20 protein-coding genes are annotated in these 26,416 nt (G+C 74.3%); 7 read left to right on the top strand and 13 right to left on the bottom strand.

The annotated features are described in order from the left end of the window. Positions 1–161: 161 nt before the first annotated feature. The 3 genes from ACZ7FF_RS14455 to ACZ7FF_RS14445 all read right to left on the bottom strand — a co-directional run bounded on the left by ACZ7FF_RS14455 (position 162) and on the right by ACZ7FF_RS14445 (position 3,236). On the bottom strand, positions 162–1,478 hold the full coding sequence (locus tag ACZ7FF_RS14455) for a helix-turn-helix domain-containing protein (RefSeq protein ID WP_470812386.1): 1,317 nt from the start codon (positions 1,476–1,478) through the stop codon (positions 162–164). 443 nt (positions 1,479–1,921) lie between these two features. After that, complete coding sequence (locus ACZ7FF_RS14450) at positions 1,922–2,392, bottom strand: DUF3017 domain-containing protein (protein WP_470812384.1); 471 nt, start codon at positions 2,390–2,392, stop codon at positions 1,922–1,924. Continuing rightward, complete coding sequence (locus ACZ7FF_RS14445) at positions 2,382–3,236, bottom strand: bifunctional methylenetetrahydrofolate dehydrogenase/methenyltetrahydrofolate cyclohydrolase (protein ID WP_470812383.1); 855 nt, start codon at positions 3,234–3,236, stop codon at positions 2,382–2,384. The genes ACZ7FF_RS14450 and ACZ7FF_RS14445 overlap by 11 nt, the downstream gene beginning before the upstream one ends. Positions 3,237–3,512: 276 nt before the next feature. Here ACZ7FF_RS14445 and ACZ7FF_RS14440 point away from each other — a divergent pair, with 276 nt between their 5' ends. The 4 genes from ACZ7FF_RS14440 to ACZ7FF_RS14425 all read left to right on the top strand — a co-directional run bounded on the left by ACZ7FF_RS14440 (position 3,513) and on the right by ACZ7FF_RS14425 (position 7,057). Next, positions 3,513–4,061, top strand: coding sequence for a hypothetical protein (locus ACZ7FF_RS14440; RefSeq protein ID WP_470812381.1), 549 nt, complete (start codon positions 3,513–3,515; stop codon positions 4,059–4,061). Positions 4,062–4,194: 133 nt separating this feature from the next. Continuing rightward, on the top strand, positions 4,195–4,935 hold the full coding sequence (locus ACZ7FF_RS14435; protein ID WP_470812380.1) for an FHA domain-containing protein: 741 nt from the start codon (positions 4,195–4,197) through the stop codon (positions 4,933–4,935). Continuing rightward, positions 4,932–6,485, top strand: coding sequence for a protein kinase domain-containing protein (locus ACZ7FF_RS14430; protein ID WP_470812378.1), 1,554 nt, complete (start codon positions 4,932–4,934; stop codon positions 6,483–6,485). The genes ACZ7FF_RS14435 and ACZ7FF_RS14430 overlap by 4 nt, the downstream gene beginning before the upstream one ends. An 89-nt stretch (positions 6,486–6,574) precedes the next feature. After that, entirely contained in the window at positions 6,575–7,057 is a 483-nt protein-coding gene (locus tag ACZ7FF_RS14425) for a hypothetical protein (RefSeq protein WP_470812376.1), read from the top strand. 86 nt (positions 7,058–7,143) lie between these two features. Here the strand turns inward: ACZ7FF_RS14425 and purH are convergent, their stop codons facing one another. Both purH and purN read right to left on the bottom strand, forming a co-directional pair. After that, positions 7,144–8,712 (bottom strand): bifunctional phosphoribosylaminoimidazolecarboxamide formyltransferase/IMP cyclohydrolase, encoded by a 1,569-nt coding sequence (purH, locus tag ACZ7FF_RS14420; RefSeq protein ID WP_470812374.1) that lies wholly within the window; start codon positions 8,710–8,712, stop codon positions 7,144–7,146. After that, complete coding sequence (purN, locus tag ACZ7FF_RS14415) at positions 8,709–9,347, bottom strand: phosphoribosylglycinamide formyltransferase (protein WP_470812372.1); 639 nt, start codon at positions 9,345–9,347, stop codon at positions 8,709–8,711. The genes purH and purN overlap by 4 nt, the downstream gene beginning before the upstream one ends. Positions 9,348–9,639: 292 nt before the next feature. On the opposite strand from purN, the gene ACZ7FF_RS14410 reads away from it, so the two are divergent. Continuing rightward, the gene (locus ACZ7FF_RS14410) at positions 9,640–10,464 is read left to right on the top strand and encodes a hypothetical protein (RefSeq protein ID WP_470812370.1); all 825 of its coding nucleotides are present in this window, start codon (positions 9,640–9,642) and stop codon (positions 10,462–10,464) included. A 16-nt stretch (positions 10,465–10,480) separates the two neighbouring features. Here the strand turns inward: ACZ7FF_RS14410 and ACZ7FF_RS14405 are convergent, their stop codons facing one another. After that, positions 10,481–12,337 (bottom strand): cell division protein PerM, encoded by a 1,857-nt coding sequence (locus ACZ7FF_RS14405; RefSeq protein WP_470812758.1) that lies wholly within the window; start codon positions 12,335–12,337, stop codon positions 10,481–10,483. Positions 12,338–12,450: 113 nt separating this feature from the next. Between ACZ7FF_RS14405 and ACZ7FF_RS14400 the strand changes: the two genes are divergently transcribed. Next, the gene (locus tag ACZ7FF_RS14400) at positions 12,451–13,527 is read left to right on the top strand and encodes a sigma factor-like helix-turn-helix DNA-binding protein (RefSeq protein WP_470812369.1); all 1,077 of its coding nucleotides are present in this window, start codon (positions 12,451–12,453) and stop codon (positions 13,525–13,527) included. A 97-nt stretch (positions 13,528–13,624) separates the two neighbouring features. Here the strand turns inward: ACZ7FF_RS14400 and sucD are convergent, their stop codons facing one another. The 7 genes from sucD to ACZ7FF_RS14365 all read right to left on the bottom strand — a co-directional run bounded on the left by sucD (position 13,625) and on the right by ACZ7FF_RS14365 (position 24,822). Beyond that, the gene (gene sucD / locus ACZ7FF_RS14395; RefSeq protein WP_470812367.1) at positions 13,625–14,509 is read right to left on the bottom strand and encodes a succinate--CoA ligase subunit alpha; all 885 of its coding nucleotides are present in this window, start codon (positions 14,507–14,509) and stop codon (positions 13,625–13,627) included. 28 nt (positions 14,510–14,537) lie between these two features. Continuing rightward, positions 14,538–15,719 carry an ADP-forming succinate--CoA ligase subunit beta gene (gene sucC / locus ACZ7FF_RS14390; protein WP_470812365.1) on the bottom strand — a complete coding sequence of 394 codons (1,182 nt, stop codon included), beginning with the start codon at positions 15,717–15,719 and terminating at the stop codon, positions 14,538–14,540. A 438-nt stretch (positions 15,720–16,157) separates the two neighbouring features. Next, entirely contained in the window at positions 16,158–18,524 is a 2,367-nt protein-coding gene (locus ACZ7FF_RS14385) for a hypothetical protein (protein ID WP_470812363.1), read from the bottom strand. A gap of 146 nt (positions 18,525–18,670) precedes the next feature. Beyond that, positions 18,671–19,657: a hypothetical protein gene (locus ACZ7FF_RS14380; RefSeq protein WP_470812362.1), complete on the bottom strand. Its 987-nt coding sequence runs from the start codon at positions 19,655–19,657 to the stop codon at positions 18,671–18,673. 131 nt (positions 19,658–19,788) lie between these two features. Then, a complete protein-coding gene (locus ACZ7FF_RS14375; protein ID WP_470812360.1) occupies positions 19,789–20,964 on the bottom strand; it encodes a VWA domain-containing protein in 1,176 nt (391 codons plus the stop codon). Between the two features lie 205 nt (positions 20,965–21,169). Then, complete coding sequence (locus tag ACZ7FF_RS14370) at positions 21,170–23,662, bottom strand: DUF5682 family protein (protein WP_470812359.1); 2,493 nt, start codon at positions 23,660–23,662, stop codon at positions 21,170–21,172. Further along, positions 23,659–24,822, bottom strand: coding sequence for an ATP-binding protein (locus tag ACZ7FF_RS14365; protein ID WP_470812358.1), 1,164 nt, complete (start codon positions 24,820–24,822; stop codon positions 23,659–23,661). The genes ACZ7FF_RS14370 and ACZ7FF_RS14365 overlap by 4 nt, the downstream gene beginning before the upstream one ends. A 132-nt stretch (positions 24,823–24,954) precedes the next feature. On the opposite strand from ACZ7FF_RS14365, the gene ACZ7FF_RS14360 reads away from it, so the two are divergent. Next, positions 24,955–26,307, top strand: a complete 1,353-nt coding sequence (locus tag ACZ7FF_RS14360) for an SWIM zinc finger family protein (RefSeq protein ID WP_470812356.1) — start codon at positions 24,955–24,957, stop codon at positions 26,305–26,307. Positions 26,308–26,416 lie beyond the last annotated feature (109 nt).

Below are 26,416 nucleotides of genomic sequence, written 5' to 3'. Positions count from 1 at the left end.
ACGAAAAGGCGGCCGCCCGTCCGGGAGAGGAGAGACGGAGACGGCCGCCGGTGGGGGTACCGGTTCACCGGACTCCCGTGGGGGTACGGTTCGCGTGCCCAGGATCCGGCCGCTCATGCGCCCGGGACCCGGAATTCATCCGTCCCGGTTCCCTCGGGCCGTCATCTCGTGCAGCCCGTGCGTCCCGAGGCGAGGGTGGCGCACGCCCTGGCCTGGGCCGCGTCCTTCACGGCGACCATCGGGGTGTACGCGATGGTGTCACCGGCCGCGGTGATGTCACCCGTCTGACGGACCCCGCCCGCGGAGACCTGCACCCTGTCGCCCGGCACGCCGCCGGTGATCCGGCCCCAGGCGGTGCCGCAGACCTTGCTGTAGCGGACCTCCAGGGTGGTGGTGCCGACGGTGGTGGTCCTGGCGGTGGTCACCAGGTCGCCGCTGCATCCCATGGTCTCGGCGTCCTTGCCGGTGCAGGCGGAGCCGGCGCACTTGACCCCGGGCGGCGGGCTCGTGTCCGCGCTGGCGCTCGGGGCCGGCCGCCCGGCGGCGCCCCGGTGCCCGGTGCCGTCCTGCCGGGTGAAGAAGAAGACGCCCCCGATGATGACGAGCACGCCGACCAGGCCCGCGAGGAACATCAGCAGCCGCTGGCGGTTCGCGCTGCCGCCGCCGGCGGGTCCGGGCTGCGAGTCTGCGGGGTTCCCGTCGAAGGAGCCCGAGGTGCCCGGGGCGCCAGAGGAGCCAGGGGTGCCCGGGGTGCCAGGGGTGCCCGGGGTCCCGTCCGGCCGCCCCGCGGGCGGTGCTCCGGGGCGGGCGCTCGCCTGCGACGGCCCCTGGTACCCGGCCAGCCTCCAGGAGTTGCCGCCCGACTCGGGTCCCGCCGGGTCCCCGCCGCCGGCCGTGTCGCGTCCCGCGTCCCCGGCCGCCCCCGGCCCGGAGAGCCCCCCGGAGCCGCTGCCGCCCGGGGCGGAACCCCCGGCGCCCCCACGGGGAACGACGGCGTCACGGACGTCGGCGTCCGGGACCGTCGGCTGGGGCGGGATGGTCGGGGAGACGCCCGCGGGACCGGCGATCCCCGGGGTGGCGCCGCCACCCTTGCGCGGGGACGGCCCGCCGCCCGGGCCCCCGGTCGCCTCGGCCGGGCCGAACTCGCCGAGCGCGGCCCGCGCCTGGGAGATCCGGAGCGCCTCCATGGTGCTGTCGTGCCGCATCTCCGCCCGGCTCCAGGCGCGTTCGGCCAGTTCCCACATGGTGGTGAGGTGGACCGGACTGGTCCCGGTGACCTCCGCGAGCGCGACGACCGCACCCTTGGGCGCGAGGAGCCCGCCGCCCAGATAGCGCTCCCAGGAGGTCTTGGCGTAGCCCGTACGGTCGGCCAGGGCCGCGACGCTCAGGCCGCTGCGGTCGACGAGCCGCCGCAGCTGGCTCGTGAACTCCCTGATCTGCGGATCCAGTTCCTCCGGCAAGGCTTTCCAACGAGGCATCGCCTTCCCCCCTCTTCCCCCCGGTCGGTGCTCTCCGTCTCGCGCACGGCCCCCCGGCCCCGCCCCCCGCGTGCACCCGCTGCGACGGGGTCTTCGTAACGTATCCCGAACTGTCAAGACATGGACACCGCGACGGCACAAAGGGCCGGCGCGCGGACACCGTAGCGGAACGGTCACTTCCGTGCCACAGCGCGGGGACAGGCGTTGAACAGGGCGTTCTCAGCGAGCGAGGCTGATTCCCGACGGCGGTTCGTCCTTGCTCGGGGGAGGGGACGAGCCGCCGTTGCGCCGTCGCCGCGGGTGGGCGCCGAAAGGCGGGCGGGGGAGCCGACCGGGCGGAAGCCCGCCGGACGGCCCACCGTGCCACGGAAGTCGGCTGCCCGCGGTAGGCAAGTGGCCCGCGTCCCCGGGGGGAGACGCGGGCCACGGCCGGAGGGGCACCGCTATCTGGACATCGTGAAGTGCAGCGTGTCCTTCAGGAACGGGACCTCCAGCCAGGGCTTGGGCTGGGCCATCAGAGCCAGCAGGACGATCGCCAGGCCGAGGATGCCGTAGGTGACGATGTCCGTGAACCGGGAGCGTACGGCGAGCATGCCGACGCTGGGCAGTATCCAGCGCATGACCGCGGCGGCCACCAGCGCGGCCCCGATCAGCAGGGTGCCGGGGCGGAACGCGTCGAGCGCGGTCACCAGCAGGCCGAGCGCGACCGCGCCCAGCACGACGAGCAGGGGCCACTGCCGGGCGGGCGCCGGGGCGTCGCCGGAGGCGGCCCGGCCGCCGCCCTCGGGCCGTGCCGTGTCCTTGGTGAACAGGGGGAACCGGCGGGTCGTCCGGCGCGGGCGCCCCTGCTCGTCGGGGGCGCTGATCGCGTCGCGGACGGTCGGCCGCTCGCTGTGCGTGTCCTCAGCCGGCACTGCGCTCCGCCGCCTCGACCACGTTGACAAGCAGCTCCGCACGGGTCATCGGACCCACGCCGCCGGGGTTCGGGGAGATCCAGGCGGCCACCTCGGCCACGCCCGGGTGCACGTCGCCGACGATCTTGCCCTCGGCGTTGCGGGAGACGCCGACGTCGAGGACGGCCGCGCCCGGCTTGACGTCCTCGGGCCGGATCAGGTGCGGGACGCCGGCGGCCGCGATGATGATGTCGGCCCGCCTCAGGTGGGCGGACAGGTCACGGGTGCCGGTGTGGCACTGGGTCACGGTGGCGTTCTCGCTGCGGCGGGTGAGCAGCAGCGGCATCGGGCGCCCGATGGTGACGCCCCGGCCGACGACCACGACCTCGGCGCCCTTGATCTCCACGCCGTGGCGGCGCAGCAGGGTGAGGATGCCGTTGGGGGTGCAGGGCAGCGGCGCCGGCTCGTTCAGCACCAGCCGGCCGAGGTTCGTCGGGTGCAGGCCGTCCGCGTCCTTGGCCGGGTCCATCAGCTCCAGGATGCGGTTCTCGTCGACACCCTTGGGCAGCGGCAGCTGGACGATGTAGCCGGTGCAGGCCGGGGCCTCGTTCAGCTCCCGGACGACCGCCTCGATCTCCTCCTGCGTGGCGGTGCCCGGCAGCTCCCGCTGGATGGAGGCGATGCCGACCTGCGCGCAGTCGCGGTGCTTGCCCGCGACGTACTTCTGGCTGCCGGGGTCGTCCCCGACCAGGATCGTGCCGAGGCCGGGCGTGACGCCCTTCTCCTTCAGCGCCGCCACGCGGGCGGTCAGATCGGACTTGATCGCGGCTGCGGTGGCCTTGCCATCGAGAATCTGGGCGGTCATACCCCCATCCTCGCGGATGACCGCCTCCCGGTTCCAATCCGGGTGGCCCTACGCCGTACCGCCCCGGTCCGTCTCCCCGTCCACGGGTGATCGACGATGTTGCACTTGCACAACACCTGCGATATCCGGCTGGACAAGCAACTATCCGGTCAAGAACGATGAGCAGCACAGTGCAGCGGGCAGCTCATCGGGGGGACGGACCGCATCTGTAGAAACTCTCCTCCGTGCAGTGCCGCGCCTCGTCCCCGCACTCGATCAACGGAGGAGACACCCGCCATGAGCTTCGGCGACCCGAACAATCCCTACGGCCCCCCGCAGGGCCAGCAGCAGGGCTACGGCTACCCGCAGGGCCAGCAGCCCGGTTACGGCTATCCGCAGGCTCCGCCCGTCGGGCAGCAGTACGGCGCCGGCGCCCCGATGACCGCCATGCCGGGCAACGTCGGCGCGGCCCGCGTGATGCTCTGGGTGATCGTCGGCCTGCAGGTGATCGGCGTGGTGCTCTTCGTCATCGGCGCCCTGGCCATCAACAAGGTCAAGAACGACAACTCCATCCCGGCGCTGTCCAACTACCCGGTGGGCGTGATCTGGGCGTTCGCGCTGCTCGCCCTCGCCTGGCTGGTGTGGGCGGCCGTCCTGGCCTCGAAGTTCAGCACCGGCGGCAACGGCCTGCGCGTCACGGTTCTGGTCTTCGGCGTCATCACCGCGGTGCTCGCCCTCTACCCGTTCACCATCCTGGGCATCATCCACCTGGTGCTCGGCATCCTGATCGCCTGCTTCGTCGGCGGCTCCAACGGCAAGGCCTGGTTCAACCGCGCCCGTTACTGATCCCGCCCGCGCGACGGAACAGTTCGCGCCAATCGGCACCTGGGGCCGTGTCTCACTCTTCCAGGGGGAGACACGGCCCCCGTGCATCGCCCTAGGCTGGCCGGGGTAGCCGTCAGGCACGGGGAGACGCACCTTGTACAGCATCATCGTCGTACCTCCGCCGACCACGGAGGACGCCCAGCAGCCCGACCAGATCCGGCTCGCCCCCGGCGAGCGGCTCACCTTCGGCCGGGCACCCGGCAACGACCTGCCGATCCCGCACGACGGGGTCTCGCGCCGGGCCGGCGAGCTCGGCGCGCAGGGCGCGTTCTGGATACTGAGCAACCTCTCGGCGCGGCAGACGTACGTCGTGGAGAACCCCGAGGGCGCCGGCGAGCACATCAAGGTCGGCCCCGGCAGACTCGGCGCCCCCGTCCCCTTCGAGTTCTCCCGGATCGTGCTGCCCGCCGCCGGGGACCTGCTCGCCATCGAGGTGTGGGCACCGCGCCACGACTACCTGCGCGCCGGCGGCGGCCCGGACGGCGACACCACCGCCCCGGCCTTCTCCGTCGACCGCACCAAGCGCTACTTCGCCGTCCTGGCAGCCCTGTGCGAGCCGCGGCTGCGCGGCGACCCGCACGCCCCGCCGCCCACCGTCGACCAGGTCGTCGACCGGCTGCGCCCGGCCTGGCCCGCCGCCTCCCGGACGTCGGTGCAGTGGAACATCGACTACCTGGCCGTGAAGCTGCGGCTCAAGCCCGGTCCGGAGACCGCGGACACCGGTCCCCGCCTGCACGGCAAGAAGGAGTCCCTGGTCTCCCTGGCGCTCCGCTTCGACCTCGTGCGCGAGGACGACCTGGTCGTGCTGTCCCCGGCGAGCCGGGCCGCCCGGTGACCGAGCCGTACGCCGTGCCGGTGCCCAGGGGCTACCGGGTCGGCGGCTGGGAGGTGCGCGAGCCGATCGCCACGGGCGCCTTCGGCAGCGTCTACGCGGCCCGGCGCGCCCGCGGCTCCCCCGCCGGCATCGACCTGCCCGGGACCGCCGCCCTGAAGTTCCTGCCCACCGGCACCGGCACCCCCCGCCGGCTGGCCCACCTGCACGACCTCGTCGAGCGCGAGATCGACCTGCACCGCCGGCTCAGGCGGCCGCGGCTGATCCGGATGTACGAGACCCTCGTCGTCGACGACCCGTCCCGCCCCGCCCTGGACGGCGCCACCGTCCTCGTCCTGGAGCGGGCCGAGGGCTCCCTGTCCGCGCTGCTCGCCGCCGTGCCCCGTCCGGCCGCCGGACCCGCCCTGCTCGCGCAGGTCTGCGAGGGACTGGTTCAGCTGCACGGGGCGGGCTGGGTGCACGGGGACCTGAAACCGGCCAACGTGCTGCTGATGGCGGACGGTTCGGCGCGGCTCGCCGACTTCAATATGGCCGCCGAGCTGGAGGGCACCCACGCCTACACCCCGGCCTTCTCCACCCCCGACTACACCCCGCCCGAACTGCTGTGGGCGGAGATCGGCGAACGCGGCCGGCGGATCCGCCCCTCCGCCGACGTCTGGGCCTTCGGCGTGCTCGCCCATCTGGTCCTCACCGGCTCCTTCCCGCTGCCCGGCGCCACCGCGGCGGCCCGCCGTGACGCGGCCGCCGCCTACGCCCGCGGCACCGACGAACTGCGCCTGTCGGCCGAACTCCCCGGCACCTGGCGGGAGATCGTCCGCGACTGCCTGACCCGCACACACGCCGGGCGCGTCACCACCGGGGCACTGCTGCGCCGTGTCGAGGCGGCCGCCGGCACCGGCCGCCCGGCGCGCCTGCCCCGGCTGCTCACGGGCCGGGGCCGCGGCCGCCGTCCGGCGGTGGTCACCACCGCGGTGGCCGCCACCGTCGCCGTCGCCGCCCTCGGATACGGCGTCAGCACCTGGGCCGCGCACGGCGGCGACCGGGCCCGCGAGGCGTCCTCCGCCGCGTACGGCGCCCCGGACCTGCGCACCGACAGGGGCGTCCCGGTCGTCTACCGCCGGCTCGTCGTGGACTCCGCCCACGCCTGCGGCCGGCCCGAGGTCACCCCCGCGCTCATCGCGGCGATGCTGAAGTCCGAGAGCGACTTCGACCCGAACCTGTCCGACCCCGGCAAGCAGGAGTTCGGCATCGCCCGCTGGACCCCCGGCGTGCTGCGCTGGTGGATGCGGGACGACGGCATCCCCGCGTCGGCGACGCCCACGCCGCCGCTGACCCCCTCGGTGTCCATCCCGGCCATGGGCCGCTACCTGTGCTACATCGACGCCCACCTGAAGGACGAACTGCCCGGCGACAGAAGGGTGCTGCTCTCCGCCGCCTACCGGACGTCGTACTCACGGGTGAACGGGACGGGCGGAGTCCCCCCGAAGTACCGCGACTACTGCGCCCGTGTCGCCCACTACCTCAAGGAGTACGCGCCCCCGGGCCGGAAGTGACCCTGGGACTTGCGAGGTACCGGCGGACGCGCGCCGAGGGCACGGTGGAACCACTTCGCCACGGCGGAGTGACCACACCGTTCGTTCACATGGGGGAACACGTGAACATCGCCAAGCCCGCCGCGCTGCTCGTCGCGGCCACCGCCCTGCTCGCCGGCTCCACGGTCGCGGCCACCGCCGCCACCCCGGACGGCACCCGGGTCACCGGCATCCAGCGCACCGCCGACCAGGTGCTCGCCGGCCACCCGAAGCCGCTGAAGGTGTCGGCCGACAGCATCCGGTACGACGGACTGACCCTCACCGCGGCACCGCGGGGGAAGGCCGCCGCCAAGGACCTGGACTGCGCCTACGGACACCTGTGCATGATCGTCAAGGGCACCAAGTTCGACTTCTACAAGTGCCAGACCTGGAACGTCACCAACTGGACCGGGAACGGCCCGTTCACCAACAACCAGACGCCCGGCACCGTCGCCCGCTTCTTCAACAAGGACGGCAGCGTCCGCTGGACGTCGACCGCCTACCAGGCCGGCACCGCGACCTGGGACCCGATCTGGTCCCTGCGCCCCTGCTGACCCGGTGACGCGGACGGCCTCCGGCTCCCTCGGGGGAGGGCCGGAGGCCGTCGTACCGGTCGGACCGGTGTCGCTGTCGGTCGGCGTCAGTGGAAGAAGTGGCGCGTGCCCGTGAAGTACATGGTCACGCCCGCCTTCTTGGCGGCCTCCACGACCTGCTCGTCACGGATCGAGCCGCCCGGCTGGACGATCGCCCGCACACCGGCGCCGATGAGGATCTCCGGGCCGTCGGGGAAGGGGAAGAAGGCGTCGGAGGCAGCGTAGGCGCCGCGGGCGCGCTCCTCACCGGCCCGCTCGACCGCCAGCTTGCAGGAGTCGACGCGGTTGACCTGGCCCATGCCGACGCCGACGGAGGCGCCGTCCTTGGCCAGCAGGATCGCGTTGGACTTCACCGCGCGGCACGCCCTCCAGGCGAAGGCCAGCTCCGCCAGCTCGTCCTCGCCGAGCGCCTCGCCGCTGGCCAGCGTCCAGTTCGCGGGGTCGTCGCCGTCGGCCTGCAGCCGGTCGGTGACCTGGAGCAGCACACCGCCGTCGATCTGCTTGGCCTCCACCCGGTTGCAGGGCGCGTCCGGGGCCTTCAGCACACGGATGTTCTTCTTCTTGGTGAGGGCCTCCAGGGCCCCCTCCTCGTAGTCCGGCGCGACGATGACCTCGGTGAAGATCTCCGCGACCTGCTCGGCCATCTCCTTGCTGACCGGCCGGTTCACGGCGATCACACCGCCGAACGCGGACAGCGGGTCGCAGGCGTGCGCCTTGCGGTGCGCCTCGGCGACGTCCGTACCGACCGCGATGCCGCAGGGGTTGGCGTGCTTGATGATCGCGACGCAGGGCTCGTCGTGGTCGTACGCGGCACGGCGGGCGGCGTCCGTGTCCGTGTAGTTGTTGTACGACATCTCCTTGCCGTGCAGCTGCTCGGCCGCGGCGAGGCCGCCGGTGCCGTCGACGTACAGCGCGGCGCCCTGGTGCGGGTTCTCGCCGTAGCGCAGGGTGTTCTCGCGCTCGTAGGTGGCGCCGAGGAAGTCGGGGAAGCCCGACTCGTCGACGGGTGCGTACGAGGACGCGAACCAGGAGGCCACCGCCACGTCGTACGCGGCCGTGTGCCGGAAGGCCTCGGCGGCCAGCCGCTTGCGGGCGGCGAGGTCGAAGCCGCCGTCCTTGACCGCGGCCAGGACGTCCGCGTAGCGCCCGGGGCTGGTGACCACGGCGACCGAGGGGTGGTTCTTGGCGGCGGCGCGCACCATCGACGGGCCGCCGATGTCGATCTGCTCCACGCACTCGTCGTCCGAGGCGCCGGAGGCGACGGTCTCGCGGAACGGGTAGAGGTTGACGACGACAAGGTCGAACGGCTCCACGCCCAGCTCGGCGAGCTGCTCGCGATGGCTGTCCAGGCGCAGGTCGGCGAGGATGCCCGCGTGCACCTTCGGGTGCAGGGTCTTCACCCGGCCGTCCAGGCACTCGGGGAAGCCGGTCAGCTCCTCGACCTTGGTCACGGGGACACCGGCGGCGGCGATGCGGGAGGCCGTGGAGCCGGTCGACACCAGCTGGACACCGGTCTCGTGCAGCCCGCGGGCCAGCTCTTCCAGCCCGGTCTTGTCGTAGACGCTGACGAGCGCGCGGCGGATCGGCCGCTTGGTGCTCTCGGCGGTGGCGGTCACTGGATAACTACCTTTCGTCCCTCAATGCGATAGCCGTTGCGGGCGAGCCGCCCCACGACCTCGACGAGCAGCCTTCGCTCGACTTCCTTGATGCGCTCGTGCAGCGCGCTCTCGTCGTCCTCGTCCCGGACCTCGACCACGCCCTGCGCGATGATCGGCCCGGTGTCGACGCCGTCGTCGACGAAGTGGACGGTGCAGCCGGTGACCCTGGCGCCGTACGCGAGCGCGTCGCGGACGCCGTGGGCCCCGGGAAAACTGGGCAGCAGGGCCGGGTGCGTGTTGACGAACCGGCCGCCGAACCGCGCGAGGAACTCCTTGCCCACGATCCTCATGAACCCGGCGGAGATCACCAGGTCGGGTTCGTATCCGGCCACGGCCCCGGCGAGGGCGGCGTCCCACTCCTCCCGGCTGCCGTGGTCCTTGACCCGGCACACGAAGGTCGGCAGTCCGGCCCGCTCGGCGCGGGCGAGCCCCTCGATGCCGGCGCGGTCCGCCCCGACGGCGACGATCCGCGCGCCGTACGACTCGGCCCCGGTGCGCTCGATCTCGTCCAGGAGCGCCTGCAGATTGGTGCCTGACCCGGAGACCAGCACGACGAGGCGCTTGACCGCTGGGCCAGGGGTGGTGGCGGCCACGGTGGGGCCCTTTCTCGGGGAGCGATGTGCCCGGCCACTGTCCGGCCGCGCGGTTTGTGCGGTCGTACGAATGCTTCGCGTCCCCGGATACGGGGAAGTCTACGAAGCGGCCGACCGTCAGCAACGATACCGGCACTGCGGAAGGCCCCCGCGGGACGGGGGCGTGGCCGGAAGGTAGCGTTCGCAGGGAATCAAGAAGGGGCAGCCTCGGGAACGCGGTCGTCGTGCGGTGCGTTCTTGGGGTGGAAGCTCACGTGGCACAGCCATTCACCTAGGGGAAGACGCTCTTTTGATGCCCGATCGCAGCCTGCGGATCCTCACGTTCCCCCCGCGCCCGGCCCAGGGGGGCGAGCGGGGCGCCGTGCTGCTGCGGGAGCGGCCCTCCTCCCCGCCCGAGGCGCCCAAGGACGGCCGTGACGGCGGCCCGCGGTCCGGCGCCGGCCGGGGTCGCGACGGACAGGACGACGGCGGGCGCAGCGGCGGACATCAGGACGACAACCCGTTCGCGCCGCCGCCGGAGGGCACCCCGGACCAGCCGTGGCGGCCCCGCCACCCGGAGGGCTCCTCCGGGTCCGGCAAGGACTCCGGCGGCGGGCCCGCCTGGGGCGGCCAGTGGAGCGACCGCCAGCCCGGCCGCTCCCCGGGCCCCTTCGGCGAGCGCCCCGGCGGCGGCCCCCAGGGGCCCGGCGGGCAGGGCGGCCCGGGCCAGGGCATGCGCTGGGACCCCACGGACCCGGCCCAGCGCCGCGCGCGCTACGCCCTGCTGTCCGGCATGTGGGCCGTCTTCTTCGTGCTCTTCGGCTGGCCGTACGTGTCCCTGCTGCTCGGTGCGCTCGCCCTGTACTGGGGCGTCAGCGCGCTGCGCGCCAAGCCGCGCACCGGGGACCCGAACACCCCGGCGGCGGGCACCGGCCGGCCCCAGACCACGGCGGCCGTCGGCGGCCTGGTCACCGCGTCCCTGGCCCTGGTGCTGGTCGCCTCGACCTTTACCGTCCAGTTCGTCTACCGCGACTACTACACGTGTGTGAACGACGCCCTGACGCACGAGGCGAAGCAGTCCTGCCAGAAGCTGCTGCCGCAGGAGCTGCGCGGAGTGCTGGGGTCCGAGAACAGCTGACACCCGCCTGCGGGGCTCAGGGCCGCTCGGTGTTCCCCTCGGCGGGCGGCTCGGTGGATTGCTGGGGCAACCGGGCGGGCTCCTGGGGCGGCTCGCCGGTTCCGGGAGCCGCTGGCGTGTCCGGGGTCGAAGGAGGCTCCTCGTCCGTGACGTCCACCGGGACCGGCGGCACCTCCGGGACGCGGGGCGGCGGGTCGTAGGCGACCGGTGACCCCCCATGGGGCTCGGCGGCCGCCTGGCGCAGGGCCGCCCAGCGGGAGGCGCGGGCGATGTCGTCGTGCCAGCCCGAGGTGAACGGGTCGTCGGCGGCGGGCAGGACGTCGTACCGTTCGTCGTCCGCGAGCTCCGCCGTGCCGGATCCGGCGGCCTCCCCCGAAGCGGGCGGCCTCACCCCGGACCCGGCGCCGTCCTTCGCCTCCTGCGTCTCCTGGGCCTCCGTCTCCCCGGCCTTCGTCTCCTGCGCCTTCACGGCATCAGGGCCCGCCGGGAAACCCGGCGCCTTAGGTGTCCCCCGCAGCGCGGGCTTCGGCGCCCCCGCGTCCGCGGCCTGCGCCGGGATCTCCCCGCCGCCCGCCCGCCACACCCACAGCCGGCCCGCGCGTACGGCCAGCGCGACCGGCACGCCCAGCACGAGCCAGGCCCCGGCCGCTCCTCCGGTCTGCCACCACACCGGGCCGAAACCGGCCAGCGCCGCCACCCCCAGCGGGCCGCCCGCCAGCTCGCCGAGCAGGGCCAGGAACACCGCGCCGGCCAGTGCGGTCAGCAGGACCACCCCGGCGGTCCTGCCCACCGACCAGCGGGCCCGGGCCGGCTGTCCGGGGCCCGGCCGCCGTACCGCCGCCCGCGCCACGAACCAGCCCGCCGTCACCGCGGCCGCCACCGGCACCAGCCCCGACACCCAGTTCAGCGGCGTCCCGGGGCCCGCGTCCGGCACCGCGGCCAGCAGCGGGAACGGCGGGAGCAGCGGGGCCGGGTCGGAGGCGAGCGGGTGCACCGGATGCCCGGCGCCGAGGAGGAACCCGGGGCCGAGGGCGTAGGACGCGGCCCACACGGACGCGTTGGGGATCAGCGCGATGCCGAGCAGCAGTACGGCGACCCGGCCCGTCCAGCCCTCCGTCAGCTGCAGGAAGGACGCCCGGGCCGCGTCGCCGTGCCACACCAGCGACGTCCCGACCAGCAACCCGCCGCCCCCGACGAGCACGGCCGTCGCCGCGGCGGCGGCCCGTACGGACGCGCCCAGCCGGGCCCTCGCGTCCGTGCCGGACAGCAGCCGCCGCACCGGCACCGGCAGCGCCGCGCGCACCCGCAGCAGAGGCTCACGCGGACGGCCGTGCGCCGACCACACCCCGGCCCCCGCGGCGGCGACCGCGACGGAGGGCAGACACACCGTCACCCAGACCCAGTCGGGACGCAGTTCGCCGCCCGAGCAGTACAGCGCGGCCGCGGCGCCGACGCCGAGGTAGCCGAGGACCACACCCGTCCAGGCGGTACGCGGGGGCACCGGTGGTGGGCCCTCGGGGTCGCCGGACGCGTCCGTGGCGTCCCGCCCGGCCCGGTACAGCAGCCACACCGGCACGGCGAGCAGCAGCAGCGGGGTCACACCCACCGGGAGGTGCGCGCCCGTGAGCGTCTCGGTGCGGACCAGCACCACCCCGTGCGCCAACAGCCACAGCGCGGCGGCGACATGCAGCGCCCCGCCGGGCCCGCTGTCGGGGTACGGGGAGCTGATCCACATCGCCAGGACGAGCACGGCGAGCGAGCCGAGGCCGAGTCCGGCCGCGACCGCGCCGGTCAGCAGGCTCTCGGCCAGCCCGGGCGGACGGTCCCTCAGCCGGGCGGACAGGGGTGCGAGCGACGGTCGGCGAGCGGTCATCTGGGTCACGCCGCCATGCTCCCAACGACACGCGCTTTCCCGGCGTAACAGGCGAACCTCCGTAGTGTCGCTCAATATATGTTTATGTTCTTTTTCGTACGAAAGGGTGCACGGTGACGACCCAGATCCCCCCGCTGCCACCGCCGAAGGAACGCCGACGCCTGCGCCAGTCCGGCTCGGTGACGCAGACTCAGCTCGCCGGGCACCTCGGTGTCGACCGCGCGACCGTGCGGGCCTGGGAGTCCGGCCGCCGGGTGCCGGCCGGAACCGAGGGCGCGGCCTACGCCCGGCTGCTCGCCTCGTTCGCCGAGCCGACGGCCGCTCAGAAGACGTCCGGGGAGGCGGTTTCCGGGAGACCGGCGGTCGCCCCCGGGACGGTGGCGGTGCCCGAACCGCTGACGCCCGCTCAGTCCTTCGACGCGCTCTACGCCTTCTGCGCGCCGGCCCTCGTACGCCAGACGTGGCTGCTCACCGGGCGCCGGGAGCTGGCCCGGGAGGCCGTGGAGCGCGCCTTCCAGACGGCCTGGCAGCGCTGGCCGGAGGTGGCCAGGGACCGGGACCCGGCCGGATGGGTGCGGGCGGTGGCCTACGACTTCGCGCTCTCCCCCTGGCACCGGTTCCGCCCCCGCTACCGCAGCCCCGAGCCGCCGCCCGCCGATCCCGCCGACCGGGAGTTGCTGCACGCCCTGCTGCGGCTTCCGGCGTCGTACCGGCGCACGCTCGTCCTCTACGACGGCGTGGGCCTCGACCTGCCGGAGACGGCGGCGGAGACGGAGGCGAGCACCCCGGCGGCCGCCAGCCGGCTGACCCACGCCCGGGCGGCGGTGGCCGCGCACGTCCCCGAGCTGGCCGACACCGCCCTGCTGCACCGGCGGCTGACCGAACTCGCCTCCACGGAGCGGTTCCGCTCCGCCGCGCCGACGGCGGTGCGGACCGGCTGCGAACGCCGGGACGTCTTCTGGACCCGGGCGGCCATCGCGTTCACCGTGACGATCGTCGGCGCGACGACGCTCACGCTGCGGACCGCGCCGACCCGGTACGAGGCGCCGATCGCGCCGGCCCAGGCGGTGCGGGGCGTGCCACGGCCCGCGCCGCTGGGCCCGCTGTCCCAGGCGGAGCAGGCCCTGCGGGCGAAGCTGCGCGGGGAGACGGAGAGCGGGACGGAGCGACTGGTGCCGGACCTCAGGTGACGCGGTGCCCCGGGCACCCACCGGTGTGGCGGGCGGAGACGGCGCAAGGCCCGCCCCGGGCTGCGGGACGGGCCTTCCGGCGTGCTGTCGGTGCGACTCAGGCGCTGAGGATCTCGCGCGCGAGCTTGGCCGTCTCGGTCGGGGTCTTGCCGACCTTGACGCCCGCGGCCTCGAGGGCCTCCTTCTTCGCCTGGGCGGTGCCGGAGGAGCCGGAGACGATGGCGCCGGCGTGGCCCATGGTCTTGCCCTCGGGCGCGGTGAAGCCCGCGACGTAACCGACGACCGGCTTGGTCACGTTCTCCTTGATGAACGCGGCCGCGCGCTCTTCGGCGTCGCCGCCGATCTCACCGATCATCACGATGAGCTCGGTCTCCGGGTCGTCCTGGAACGCGGCCAGAGCGTCGATGTGGGTGGTGCCGATGATCGGGTCGCCACCGATGCCGACGGCCGTCGAGAAGCCGATGTCACGCAGCTCGTACATCATCTGGTACGTCAGCGTGCCGGACTTCGAGACCAGGCCGATGCGGCCCGGCTTGGTGATGTCGCCCGGGATGATGCCGACGTTCGACTGGCCCGGGGTGATGATGCCGGGGCAGTTCGGGCCGATGATGCGGGTCTTGTTGCCCTTCTTGCCGGCGTACGCCCAGAAGGACGCCGTGTCGTGCACGGCGATGCCCTCGGTGATCACGACGGCCAGCGGGATCTCGGCGTCGATGGCCTCGACGACCGCGTCCTTGGTGAACTTCTCCGGCACGAAGATGACGGAGACGTTGGCGCCGGTCTTCTCGATGGCCTCCGCGACGGTCCCGAAGACGGGTACCTCGGTGCCGTCGAAGTCCACGGTCTGACCCGCCTTGCGCGGGTTCACGCCGCCCACGACGTTGGTGCCGTCACCGAGCATGAGCTTGGTGTGCTTCATGCCGGTGGAGCCGGTCATGCCCTGGACGATGACCTTGCTGTCCTTGTTGAGCCAGATAGCCATGGTGTGTTGGTGTCCTCGTCCTGAGTGCTTACTTGGCGGCGTGGGCCAGCTCGGCGGCCTTGTCGGCCGCGCCGTCCATGGTGTCGACGCGCTGAACCAGCGGGTGGTTGGCGTCGGTGAGGATCTGTCGGCCGAGCTCGGCGTTGTTGCCGTCGAGGCGGACGACGAGGGGCTTGGAGACGTTCTCGCCGCGGTCCTCGAGGAGCTTCAGGGCCTGCACGATGCCGTTGGCGACCTCGTCGCAGGCGGTGATGCCACCGAAGACGTTCACGAAGACGGACTTGACGTCCGGGTCGCCCAGGATGATCTCCAGGCCGTTCGCCATGACCTGGGCGGAGGCGCCACCGCCGATGTCCAGGAAGTTGGCGGGCTTGACGTCGCCGTGCTGCTCACCGGCGTACGCGACGACGTCCAGGGTGCTCATGACGAGACCCGCGCCGTTGCCGATGATGCCGACCTCGCCGTCGAGCTTGACGTAGTTGAGGCCCTTCGCCTTGGCGGCCGCCTCGAGCGGGTTGGCGGCGTCCTTGTCGTGGAGCTCCTCGTACTCGGGGTGGCGGAACTCGGCGTTCTCGTCGAGCGACACCTTGCCGTCGAGGGCGATGACGTCACCGGAGGCGACCTTCGCGAGCGGGTTGACCTCGACGAGGAGGGCGTCCGACTTGATGAAGGTGTCCCACAGCTTGACGAGGACGTTGGCGACCTTGTCCGCGACCTCGGCCGGGAACTTGGCGGCCGCGACGATCTCGCGGGCCTTGGCCTCGTCCACGCCGTCGATCGGGTCGATCGGGGTCTTGGCGACGGCCTCCGGGCGAGTGGCCGCCACCTCCTCGATCTCCATGCCGCCCTCGACGGAGGCGATGGAGAGGAAGGTGCGGTTCGCACGGTCGAGGAGGAAGGAGACGTAGTACTCCTCGACGATCTCCGGAGCGGTCTCGGCGATCATCACCTTGTGGACCGTGTGGCCCTTGATGTCCATGCCGAGGATGTCCGTCGCACGGGCGACGGCCTCGTCCGCGGAGGCGGCCAGCTTCACGCCACCGGCCTTGCCACGACCACCGACCTTCACCTGCGCCTTGACGACGGACTTGCCGCCCAGACGCTCGGTGATCTCGCGCGCCGCCTCAGGCGTGTCGATGACTTCACCGGCCAGCACCGGTACATCGTGCTTGGCGAAGAGGTCCCTCGCCTGGTACTCGAACAGGTCCACGCGCTTCCGTCCCTATCAGTGATCTCGCGGTTCGTTGGATGCGTGGGCGTGCCGCGAAGGGCAACGTGACGTCCGCTTGTCACTAGGGGGGCGCACACGGTGTCCGAGCGCGCGGCATGTCCGTCTCGCAGGTTATCTCCGCTCGCGGGGGCTCCCTAAATCGAGGGTCACACCTGAGCGGTGATACCTGTCACATGATGCCGGTTTTCCTGGCACCGCGTGCCGAGCCGTGGGGGCTCCGGGGGGGGTGGGGTGCGAGGCCTCACCGGGCTGGGGTTGACCCGGTGAGGCCTCCCTGCGGCCCCGGGGGAACCGGGGCTGGAGGCGGTTGATCCCCACCCCAATGGGGACCACCCGCCCCGACCGCGGGGGTCCGTCCGGACGGACCGACGGCATTCGGCCGTCCGGGTACGGCGACCCCGCGGAGCGTAAGGGGACTCAGCCCTGGTGCCCCAGGCCCTGATACCCCCGGTAACCCATGCCCTGCGCGGCGCCCCGCACGCCGTAGGGATCCCGCAGGTCCCCGGGCACGGCCGCGCGGACGTCGTTCTGCAGGTCCGCTGGTACGGCTGTGCGCACGTCGTTCTGCAGGTCCGCGGGTACGGTCGCGCGGGCGGTCCCTTCGAGGCCGTCGGCCGCGTGCCCGGCCAGTGCCCCGCCGGTCCGCCGCACGGTGCCGTGGAGGTCGTGCGCGAAGCCGGTGACCTGCCCGGCAGCGGGCGCGGCCTGCGCGGCCACACCACCCGCGAAGGGCCCGGCTTCGTCCGCCATGCCGTGAACCAGACCGGCCGTGCTCCCGCCGACCCCGTCGGCCACCGGCCGTACGGTGCCGTCGACGGTCGCGTGCACGGCGCCGGAGGCCTGATACGCGGTGCCGGTGGCGGTTCCGGCTGCCTGGTACGCGGTGTCGGTGGCGGTTCCGGCGACGGTTCCGGCTGCCGCGTACGCGGTGCCGGTCACGGTCCCGGCCGCCTGGTACGCGGTGCCGGTGGCGGTTCCGGCCGCCTGGTACGCGGTGCCGGTGGCGGTTCCTGCCGCCTGGTACGCCGTGTTGGTGGCGATGTCGGTGGCCGGCCTGGCCGCTGCGGTGGCGGTGTTCGTCAGCGGCCGGGCCGCCTCGGTGATGCCGGCCGCGTAGGGCGGGAGCTGGCCGGTGACGCCCTCCGCGAAGGCCCCGGCCTGGCCGGTCACACCGTGCGCGAGCGGGGGTACCTCACCGGTGAGCCCGCCGGCGAAGGCCAGGGCGTCGCCGTGGACGCCGTACGCGAGCGCGCCCGCGTCCGAGACGGCCTGCCCGGCGACCGGCGCGATCCCGTGCACGGCGGCGGAGGCGGCCGGCGGCAGCACCGCGTCGGTGGTGTCCCGCGCGACGCCACCGGCCAGCCCGGTGGCGTACCCGGGAAGGCCCCCGGCGAGCGCCCGGCCGTCCCCCACGGCTCCGCTCGCCACGCCGGACGCGTCCGCGCGCGCACCCGTGGCCGCTCCGTACGCCCCGGCCCACGCACCCCCGGCCACCCCGTGCACACCGTCCTGTGCCCACAGCGCCGTCCCGGCCGCACCGGCGCCCGCGTCCGCCGCCACACCCTGGGCGCCGGCGGCCGTGTCCACGGCCGCGCCGTACACACCGGACACCGCGTCCGCGGCCGTCCCGTGCACTCCGGACGCGGCACCCGTCACGGTTCCGTACGCCCCGGCCACGGTGCCCAGGGCCGTACTCCGCACCCCGGCGACCCCGCCCACGGCGGTTCCGCCCACCCCGGCCAGCGCGTCGGCGGCCGTCCCGTGCACACCGGTCACCAGGTGCCCGGCGGCGGGCGCCACGCCCGCCGCCGTCCGTGTGGCGAGCGGCACGGCCCCGTCGACGGCCGCCGAGGCCACCGGCGGCACCGCGGCGGAAGCCGCCTCGTCCACGACCGGCACGGCCACGCCCGGGACCGACCGCACCGTGCCGACGACCTGCTGCCCGGCGCCGGTGGCCGTGCCGGTGACATGCGCGGGCACGGCGGCGACGGAGGCCTCCGCCGCGCCGGTCGCCTCGGCGGCCGTGCCGCGCGCGGCGGCCGTCGCCCCGGCGGTCCGGCCCTGCGCACCGGCGACGGCCCGCTGCGCGGTGGTGCGGACGACGCCGTCGACGCCCTCGGTCCGGCTGCGCGCGGCCGCCTGCACGGCCTGGAGCTTGGTCTGGGCGGCGGCCAGGGCCTCCTCCACCTCGGGAGCGAAGGACGCCAGGGGGCCGAAGAGGTAGTCGACCCCGTCCTGCGGGGTGGTGGGGACCGAGTGCGCGGTGTGGGCCACCGTGTGCGCGGTCTGCGCGGTCCGCGCGGCCCCGGCCTCGGCGCCTGCGGTGAGCCGTGCGCCCTCCGCCTCGACCTGCGCCCGGTCGCGCGCCTGCTCGGCGCGGGCGGCGCGGGCGCCCTTGATGACCTGGGCCCCCCTGATCCGGGCCGCGGCCGGGGCCTGCACGTCGGCGTGCCGGCGAGCCTGGTCCGCGGCGGCCGGGACGCCGGTGGCACCCTTTGCCCCCCGCACGGCCTCGCCGGTCGTGCCCGAGGCCGACGAGACCGTCGAGGTCGCCGCGCCGGTCAGGCCGGTCACGGTGTCGTGCACATCGCTGACGACTCCGACGACACCGTCGACGGTGTCGCCGAGTGCGCCGGTGGCGCCGGTACCCGCGTCGGTGCCGGCGTCCGGCGTGGAGAGGGAGGACGCGGGCAGTTCGTCCGCGTTGGCAGCGGCCGAGCCGAGCGCCCAGGCACCGGTGACACCGGCGGCTATCACGATCGAACGGCGAATGTTCTTGTTCATTGCGTGCGTCAAATCCTTCGGAAACGGCTGAATACGGCTAGGGGTTCCGTCCGGAGTGCGCTGAGCACGGGTGGGGTCCGGACGGGCGGGCAGACCTGTTCCGCCCCCGCGCGACAGGTCCGTGGCGGGGAGGTCGGCCCTGCTGCCTAGCCGGGGAAGACGGGGATGTCCCGGTGCCGTTCCCGGGTCGCGGGCGCGTCGACGCGCGCGGTGAAGCCGGGCGCGAGCCGCACCGGCGCCCGGTCGTCGAGGGTGACGCCGAACGCGTCACCGTGGCGGAATGCGCTGCCGTCGGCCGCCTGCTTGCCGAGCGCGCCGTCCGGGTCTCCGGTGGGCGCGGGGCCCTGACGCGGGGCGACGGGAGCGGTGACGACGGTGCGATGCGCGGCGTGGACCTGCTCCGAGTATGCGAACGCCATGGGTGCCTCGGGGCCGTACGCGACGGCCGGCGCCGGCACGGACGCCACGACGTGGACCGTCAGCCGCTTCGCCGGGGCCTTCGCCGCCGAACCGACGTGCCGGTGCACGCCGGGCACCGGCGCCTTGCGGTGCGATGCCCCGTCGAGGCCCCGCACCGGGTTGAGGTCCGACACCTGCTTGAGTCCCGGCACTTGGCCGAGGTTCTGCACCTGACCGAGTTCCGGAACCTCAACGGGTTCCGGGACCTGCTTGAGCGCCGGGACGTGGTTGAGACCCGGCACCCGGTCGAGATTCGGCAGGCGCAGGGAGCGCGCCGTCGTCCGCGTGTCATCGACGGTCCGGGACACCGCGGCCTCGGCGGACCCGGTCACCGTGGCCCCGGCGGACCTGGACGTCGTGTCCTCGGCGGACCTGGACGTCGTGCTCGTCGCGCTCGCCACGTCCCGTACGGGGGCGGCGGCCCGGTCGGTCACCGTGCGCACCGCGCCCACCGGATCCACCCGGTTCTCGTGCCCGGTCACCGCGGACCGCGCCGATGTCGCCTTCACCGGCACCGGCACCGGAATGCGGTCGGCCGCCTGGGCCTGTCCGCCGCAGAGGAACCCGAGCGTGAACAACCCGCCCACCAGCAGCGCCAGCTGAAGCGCACGCCGCCCGACCGCCGTGCGCAGCGCGCGCACGGAGGCACCGAAGAGGGTGGCTGGGAAGGTCAAGGAGGGAGACATCCTCGGGATCGGCACGGCACGGGCTCCGCCGATCCTTGCACGCCCCGCCCGAGGCCGCGCAAGCCCCCTGTTACCGATGGGTAGTCATATCCCTTTTCCTGCCCCTTTCCCGCTCCGCGTCACGCGGTGTCCGGTATCGGCAGCGGCCGCTTCTCGAGCGCCGCCGCCATCACCTCGGGGAACAGGTCGGGTGTGCAGGCGAACGCCGGCGCGCCCAGCGCGGCGAGCGCGGCCGCGTGGTCCCTGTCGTAGGCCGGCGCGCCCTCGTCCGACAGCGCGAGCAGCGTCACGAACCGCACACCGGACGCCTTCATGGCCGCCACTCGCTTGAGCATCTCGTCGCGGATACCGCCCTCGTAGAGATCGCTGATCAGCACGACCACCGTCTCGGCGGGCCGGGTGATCTGCGACTGGCAGTAGGCGAGCGCCCGGTTGATGTCCGTACCGCCGCCGAGCTGGGTGCCGAAGAGGACGTCGACCGGGTCGTCGAGCTGGTCGGTGAGGTCCACCACCGCCGTGTCGAAGACGACCAGCCGCGTACTGATCGACCGCATGGAGGCGAGCACCGCGCCGAAGACGGACGCGTAGACCACCGACGCCGCCATCGACCCGGACTGGTCGATGCAGAGGACCACCTCTTTCTTCACCGACCGCGCCGCCCGCCCGTACCCGATGAGCCGTTCCGGCACGACCGTGCGGTGCTCGGGCAGGTAGTGCTTGAGGTTGGCCGCGATGGTGCGGTTCCAGTCGATGTCGTGGTGACGCGGCCGGCTGACGCGCGCGCTGCGGTCCAGGGCGCCGGTGAGCGTGGCCCGGGTCCGGGTCGCGAGCCGCTTCTCCAGGTCCTCCACCACCCTGAGCACGACCGCCCGCGCCGTCTCCTTCGTCGTCTCCGGCATCGCCTTGTTCAGCGAGAGCAGTGTGCCGACCAGATGCACGTCCGCCTCCACCGCCTCCAGCATCTCCGGCTCCAGCAGCAGGGACGCGAGCCCGAGCCGGTCGATGGCGTCGCGCTGCATGACCTGGACGACGGAGGAGGGGAAGTAGGTGCGGATGTCCCCGAGCCAGCGCGCCACGGAGGGTGCCGAGGCACCGAGCCCCGCCGAACGGTCCCGCCCCGTCTGCGGTTTGTCCCCCTTGCCGTAGAGGGCCGCCAGCGTGCCGTCCATCGCCGCGTCCCGCCCGGACAGCGCGCACCCGGTGCCGTCGGCCTGCTCCCCACCGAGCACCAGCCGCCACCGCCGAAGCCGCTCTCCTGCCGGGTCGCCGACGGTCGGCGTCGCTTCGGTCGTCATGTACCCACCCCCAGAGAGCTGTTGTGATCTGTCGTCATGCGCCGACAACCCACAGAGCTGTTGCGATCGGCCGTCGTGCGCCCACCCCCGCAAGGCTGTTGTGACTGGTCGGCCCAGGCTGGTTCATTCAGGCCCGGCGTCTGCCGCCCTCGGCGCCGAAGCCGCTCCGTTGCCGCGATTCCGGCGGTCGACGTCGGTCCGGTCGTCATGTACCCACCCCCGCAAGCCTGTGGTGATCGGTTGCACCGGGCTGCTCGTCCAGACCGAGCAACAGTCGCAGCACCGGCAGCACGGCATCGGCGCGTTCGGTGTCCGCCTCGGCGGCGAAGCCGGGGGTGGCGACCCCCCGGGCCGGCCCTCCCACCCGTTCTCCCGGTCCGCGCCGCACCAGTTCGCCGAGGGTTCTGCGCACACCCGGCTCGTACACCGAGAACGTGCGCCGCAGCAGGGGCAGTACGTCCGTGAACGCCTCCGCCGGAACCCCGGTCAGCCAGTCGTCGACCAGGCCGAGCAACCGCTCGTCGTGCACCAGCAGCATGCCGCCCCCACCGCCGACGAACCCCTCGATCCATGCGGCCGCGTCGGTGGGAGGCGTCCCCGGCGACAGCGCGAGCCCCATCAGCCGCGCCGCCTCCTCGGGCCCCAGCCCGCCGTCGTCCAGCAACAGCCGCACCGCCCGTCCCCGGACTACACCGGGCACGGTGTCCCGCCGGGACAGGGTGCCGAGCACGGCACGCCAACGGTCCCGCAGGTCGCCGGCCCCGGCCCCGCTGCCGCCGGCCCCGGCCCTGCCACTCCCGGCCTCGGCCCCGCTGCCACCGGCCCCGGCCCCGTCGGCATCCGCGAGGGTCTCCCCCAGCAGCCCCACCGCCGTGTGCACGGCGTCCACGTGACCGCGCATCTCCTCGGCCGCGTCGGCGTCGAGCCCGGCACAGGCGGGCGGGAGGCCGACGAAGATCCGCTCGGCGAGCCCCGCGGCGACCCCGGCCAGCGCCCGGGTGTCGGTGCCGCGTACGTCGCCGTAGCGAAGGGAGCGGACCAGGGCGGGCAGCGCCTGTGCGAGATGCCCGACGTCCGCGTCCAGGGCCGCGCGGTCGGCGAGCACCCGCATGACCACCGGCAGGGCGTCCGGCAGCCCGGCGAGCAGGCAGTGCTCGGCGAGCGCGGTGACGTCGGCGAGGGCCCGCGCGGCGACCGCGTCCGCCTCCGCCCTGGCCTGCGCCGCCGCGTGCACGGTCGTCCCCCACACCCCCGCCTCCGCGACCCGCACCGCCAGCTCGGGCTCCCAGCGCAGCCGCCAGGTCTCGCGGAACGTGCCCGTGCTCCCCCGCGACCGGGCCGGCTCGCCCCAGCCGACACCGAGCAGCCGCAGCCGGTGCAGGAGTCTGCTGCGGCCCGCGTCGGTGTCCTTGCGCAGGTCCAGATCCAGCTCGCGCTCCACCGCCTCCGGTTTGAGCCGCAGCGCCCGCTGCCGCCGCGTCAGGTCGCGCTGCAGCGGCACCGCGGGTGCGGCTTCGGGGACCTCGCCCAGGACGTCCCCGACCACCAGCCGGTCGTGTACCAGCGCCAGGGGCACGTCCGAGCCGTCGCACATCACCGCGCGCACCGCCTCGGTGGTCTCCCCCAGGCCGGGGAGCGGGCGGCCGCGCAGGGCCGCGAGGGTCTCAGCGAGCCGTACGGCCTCGATGACATGCGCCGAGGAGACGATCCGGTCCTCCTCCCTCATCAGCCTGGCCACCTTGGTCAGCCATCGCTCGACCGGCCGGTCGGGGGCGTCGAACAGATGCCCGTACCAGCCCGGCGACTCGACGCCCGCGCCGTACCCGCTGGACCGGGCCAGCCTGCGGTGCGTCCAGGGCACCCAGGTCAGGTCGGTCTTGACCTTGGGCAGCCCCTTCAGCAGCGCCCGGTCGGCGCCGACGGTGGTCTTCTCACGCAGCGCCGGAACGTGCCAGGCCCCGCACACCACGGCCACCGAATCCCCGAACTCCCTGCGAGCAGCGCGTAGTTCGAGCCGCATGTGCGCCTCGCGCACCAGGTCCCGGGGCCGCCCACCGACGCCATATCGCTCGCGCAGCGCCCCCATGGCGTCCGCCAGCGCGGCGAACGGCGCGAAGGGGTCCCGCTCCCCCGGCCCCCGGTGCTCGACGACGTCCTCCCACCACCGCTCGGCATCGTCGTACCCGGCGGCCTCGGCGAGGACGGCAAGGGGGTCGACACGGACCTGGTCCTCGCCGGGACCGGGGTCGGACTCGGCCTCGGCGCCGGCCTCAGCCTCAGGGCCGACCTCAGCCTGAGCCTCCGCCGGAGGCTCCTCCCCTTCCTCTCGGGTGAGCCCTTGCTCCTCCCACGCAAGGGTGTGGGTGGCCGGCAGATCGATGAAGCGGGCCGGGACGCCGTGGGCGAGGGCCCAGCGGATGGCCACCCACTCGGGGCTGAAATCGGCGAAGGGCCAGAACGCCGAGCGGCCGGGTTCGTCCACGGCATGGGCGAGCAGGGCGACCGGGGGCCGCAGGCCGGGGTCGGCGGCCAGGGGGAGCAGGGCGTCGGCCTCGGGCGGGCCCTCGATCAGGACGACGGCGGGCCGGGCCGCGTCCAGGGCGGCCCGCACCGCGCGCGCGGAACCGGGCCCGTGGTGCCGCACGCCGAGCAGCAGTGGTCCGGGGGCATCGGCCCCGGTCCGGCCCGAGTCGGTCATGCGCTCACCTCCCGGCAGGCGCGGTAGAAGTCCGTCCAGCCCTCCCGCTCGCGCACGACGGCCTCCAGGTACTCCTGCCAGATGACCCGGTCGGCCGCCGGGTCGCGCACGACCGCGCCGAGGAGGCCCGCGGCGACGTCCCCGGGGCGCAGCACGCCGTCGCCGAAGTGGGCGGCGAGAGCGAGGCCGTTGGTGACGACGGAGATCGCCTCGGCCGTGGACAGCGTGCCGCTGGGCGACTTCAGTTTCGTGCGGCCGTCGGCGGTGACGCCGTCGCGCAGCTCGCGGAACACGGTCACGACCCGGCGGATCTCCGCCATGCCGTCGGGCCCGGCCGGCAGGTCGAGGGAGCGGCCGAGCTGCCCGACGCGGCGGGTGACGATGTCGACCTCGGCGTCGGCGCTCGCCGGCAGCGGCAGCACCACGGTGTTGAAGCGGCGGCGCAGGGCGCTGGAGAGGTCGTTGACGCCGCGGTCGCGGTCGTTGGCGGTGGCGATGAGGTTGAAGCCGCGCACCGCCTGGACCTCCTCGCCCAGTTCGGGGACGGGCAGGGCCTTCTCGGACAGGATCGTGATCAGCGTGTCCTGCACCTCGGCCGGGATGCGGGTCAGCTCCTCCACGCGGGCCGTCATGCCCTCGGCCATGGCGCGCATGACGGGGCTGGGCACGAGGGCGGCGCGGCTGGGGCCGTCGGCGAGCAGCCGCGCGTAGTTCCAGCCGTATCTGATCGCCTCCTCGGGGGTGCCGGCGGTGCCCTGCACCAACAGGGTCGAGTCACCGCTGACGGCCGCGGCCAGATGCTCCGACACCCAGGTCTTGGCGGTGCCCGGCACGCCGAGCAGGAGCAGGGCGCGGTCGGTGGCGAGCGTGGTGACGGCGACCTCGACGATCCGCCGCGGCCCCACGTATTTGGGTGTGATCACCGTGCCGTCCGGCAGGGTGCCGCCGAGCAGGTACGTCGCCACCGCCCACGGCGACAGCTTCCAGCGGGCCGGGCGCGGTCGGTCGTCCTGGGCGGCGAGCGCGGCGAGTTCGTCGGCGAAGGCGCGCTCGGCGTGCGGCCGCAGCACCTCGGCCGCGGCCGCGGGGGTGCCCGCGTTCGCGCTCGCGGAGTGGTTCGTGCTCGGTTCGACGGACGTGGCGTCCACGGACACAGACATGGCTGAGGCCCCCTCCAGCTCGGCCGGGTTCGGTCTGGGATCCACCGTGCACCACGCCACTGACAATCGCTCTGACCTGCGGAAACATGCCCGCCAGGTGGATTGTCAGTGGCGGGACCTACCGTCGGTGGCATGACTGAGCAGGGGGTGCGCTGGACCGCGGACCGGGTGCTGGCACTGGCGCCTGACGCCGCGTCACGCAAGGCGGGCGGAAGGCTCGGCACGGCCGGTCCGTGGTCCGGGACGGGCAGTCGTACGGAGGGGGCGGTGTGGGGGCTGTGCAAGGGCAGCGGCAGCAGGCCGTACCAGACGGTGGTGGACCTGGCGGACCCGGCGGCACTCCGGTTCAAGTGCAGTTGCCCGAGCCTGAAGTTCCCGTGCAAGCACGCGCTCGGCCTGCTGCTGCTGTGGGCCGGCGGGGACGACTCGGTGCCGGTGGCGCAGGAGCCGCCGGACTGGGCCGGGCAGTGGCTCAGGGGCCGGCGCGTGCGCGCGGAGAGCAGACGGGGGGAGCCGGGCGGGGGTTCTCCGGCCGCTGACTCGGAGGCGGCGCGGCGCCGGACCGAGCGCCGGGCCGAGCGGGTCACAGCGGGGGCCACGGAGCTGGAGCAGCGGCTGGCGGACCTGCTGCGCGGCGGACTGGCCTCGGCCGAGCAGGCCGGGTACGGCCTGTGGGACGAGACGGCGGCCCGCATGGTCGACGCCCAGGCGCCCGGACTGGCATCTCATGTAAGGGAGTTGGGGGCCGTTTCGGCGTCCGGGGCGGGCTGGCCGGCGCGTTTGCTGGAGGAGTGCGCGCTGCTGCACCTGCTCGACCAGGGCTGGCTGCGCCGTGACCGGCTGCCGGAGGCGCTCGCGGCCACGGTCCGTTCCCGGCTCGGTCTGCCCGCCTCGGCGGACGGCCCGTCGTTGCGCGACCGTTGGCTGGTCCTCGCCCAGTACGACACGGCGGACGCGAAACTGACGACCCGCCGGATATGGCTGCACGGCGCCTCGTCGGGCGACACCCGGCTGCTGCTGTCGTACGGTGCGGCCGGCCGGGCGCCGGAGCTGTCCCTGCCGGTCGGTCTGGCCCTGGACGCGGAACTGTCCGCGTATCCGGGGGCGGGTCAGTCCCGGGCCGCCCTGGGCGAGCGGTTCGCGGCGCCCGCCCCGGCAGGTTTCCGCCCGCCGGGCGTGACCACGGCCGAGGCGGCGGCCCGGTACGGCGCGGCCCTGCGTGACGACCCCTGGCTGGAGTCGGTCCCGGTGACGCTGGACCGGGTCGTGCCGGTCCCGGACGGCGACCTGTGGCAGCTGGCCGACGCCGACGAGGACGCGGCCCTTCCGCTGACCCGGGCCGCCCGCACCCGCCCCGGCCTGTGGAGGCTGCTCGCCCTGTCCGGCGGCGCCCCCGTGACGGTCTTCGGCGAATGCGGCCACCGCGGCTTCACCCCGCTCACGGCATGGCCGGAGAACGCGACCGAGGGGGTGGCCCTGTGCTGACCCCGCCACGGACAGCGCGGGACAGCCACCCGGGCCGCACGGCTCCGCGGCCCCGCCGCAGGCCCCTCACGGCGCGGCCCTGCCCGGGCTCCCGGCGCACGACGAGACG

The sequence above is a fragment of the Streptomyces sp. NPDC037126 genome (assembly GCF_055605965.1).
The sequence above is the reverse complement of the archived record's forward strand: the minus strand, read 5'-3'. Positions and strand labels throughout refer to the sequence as shown.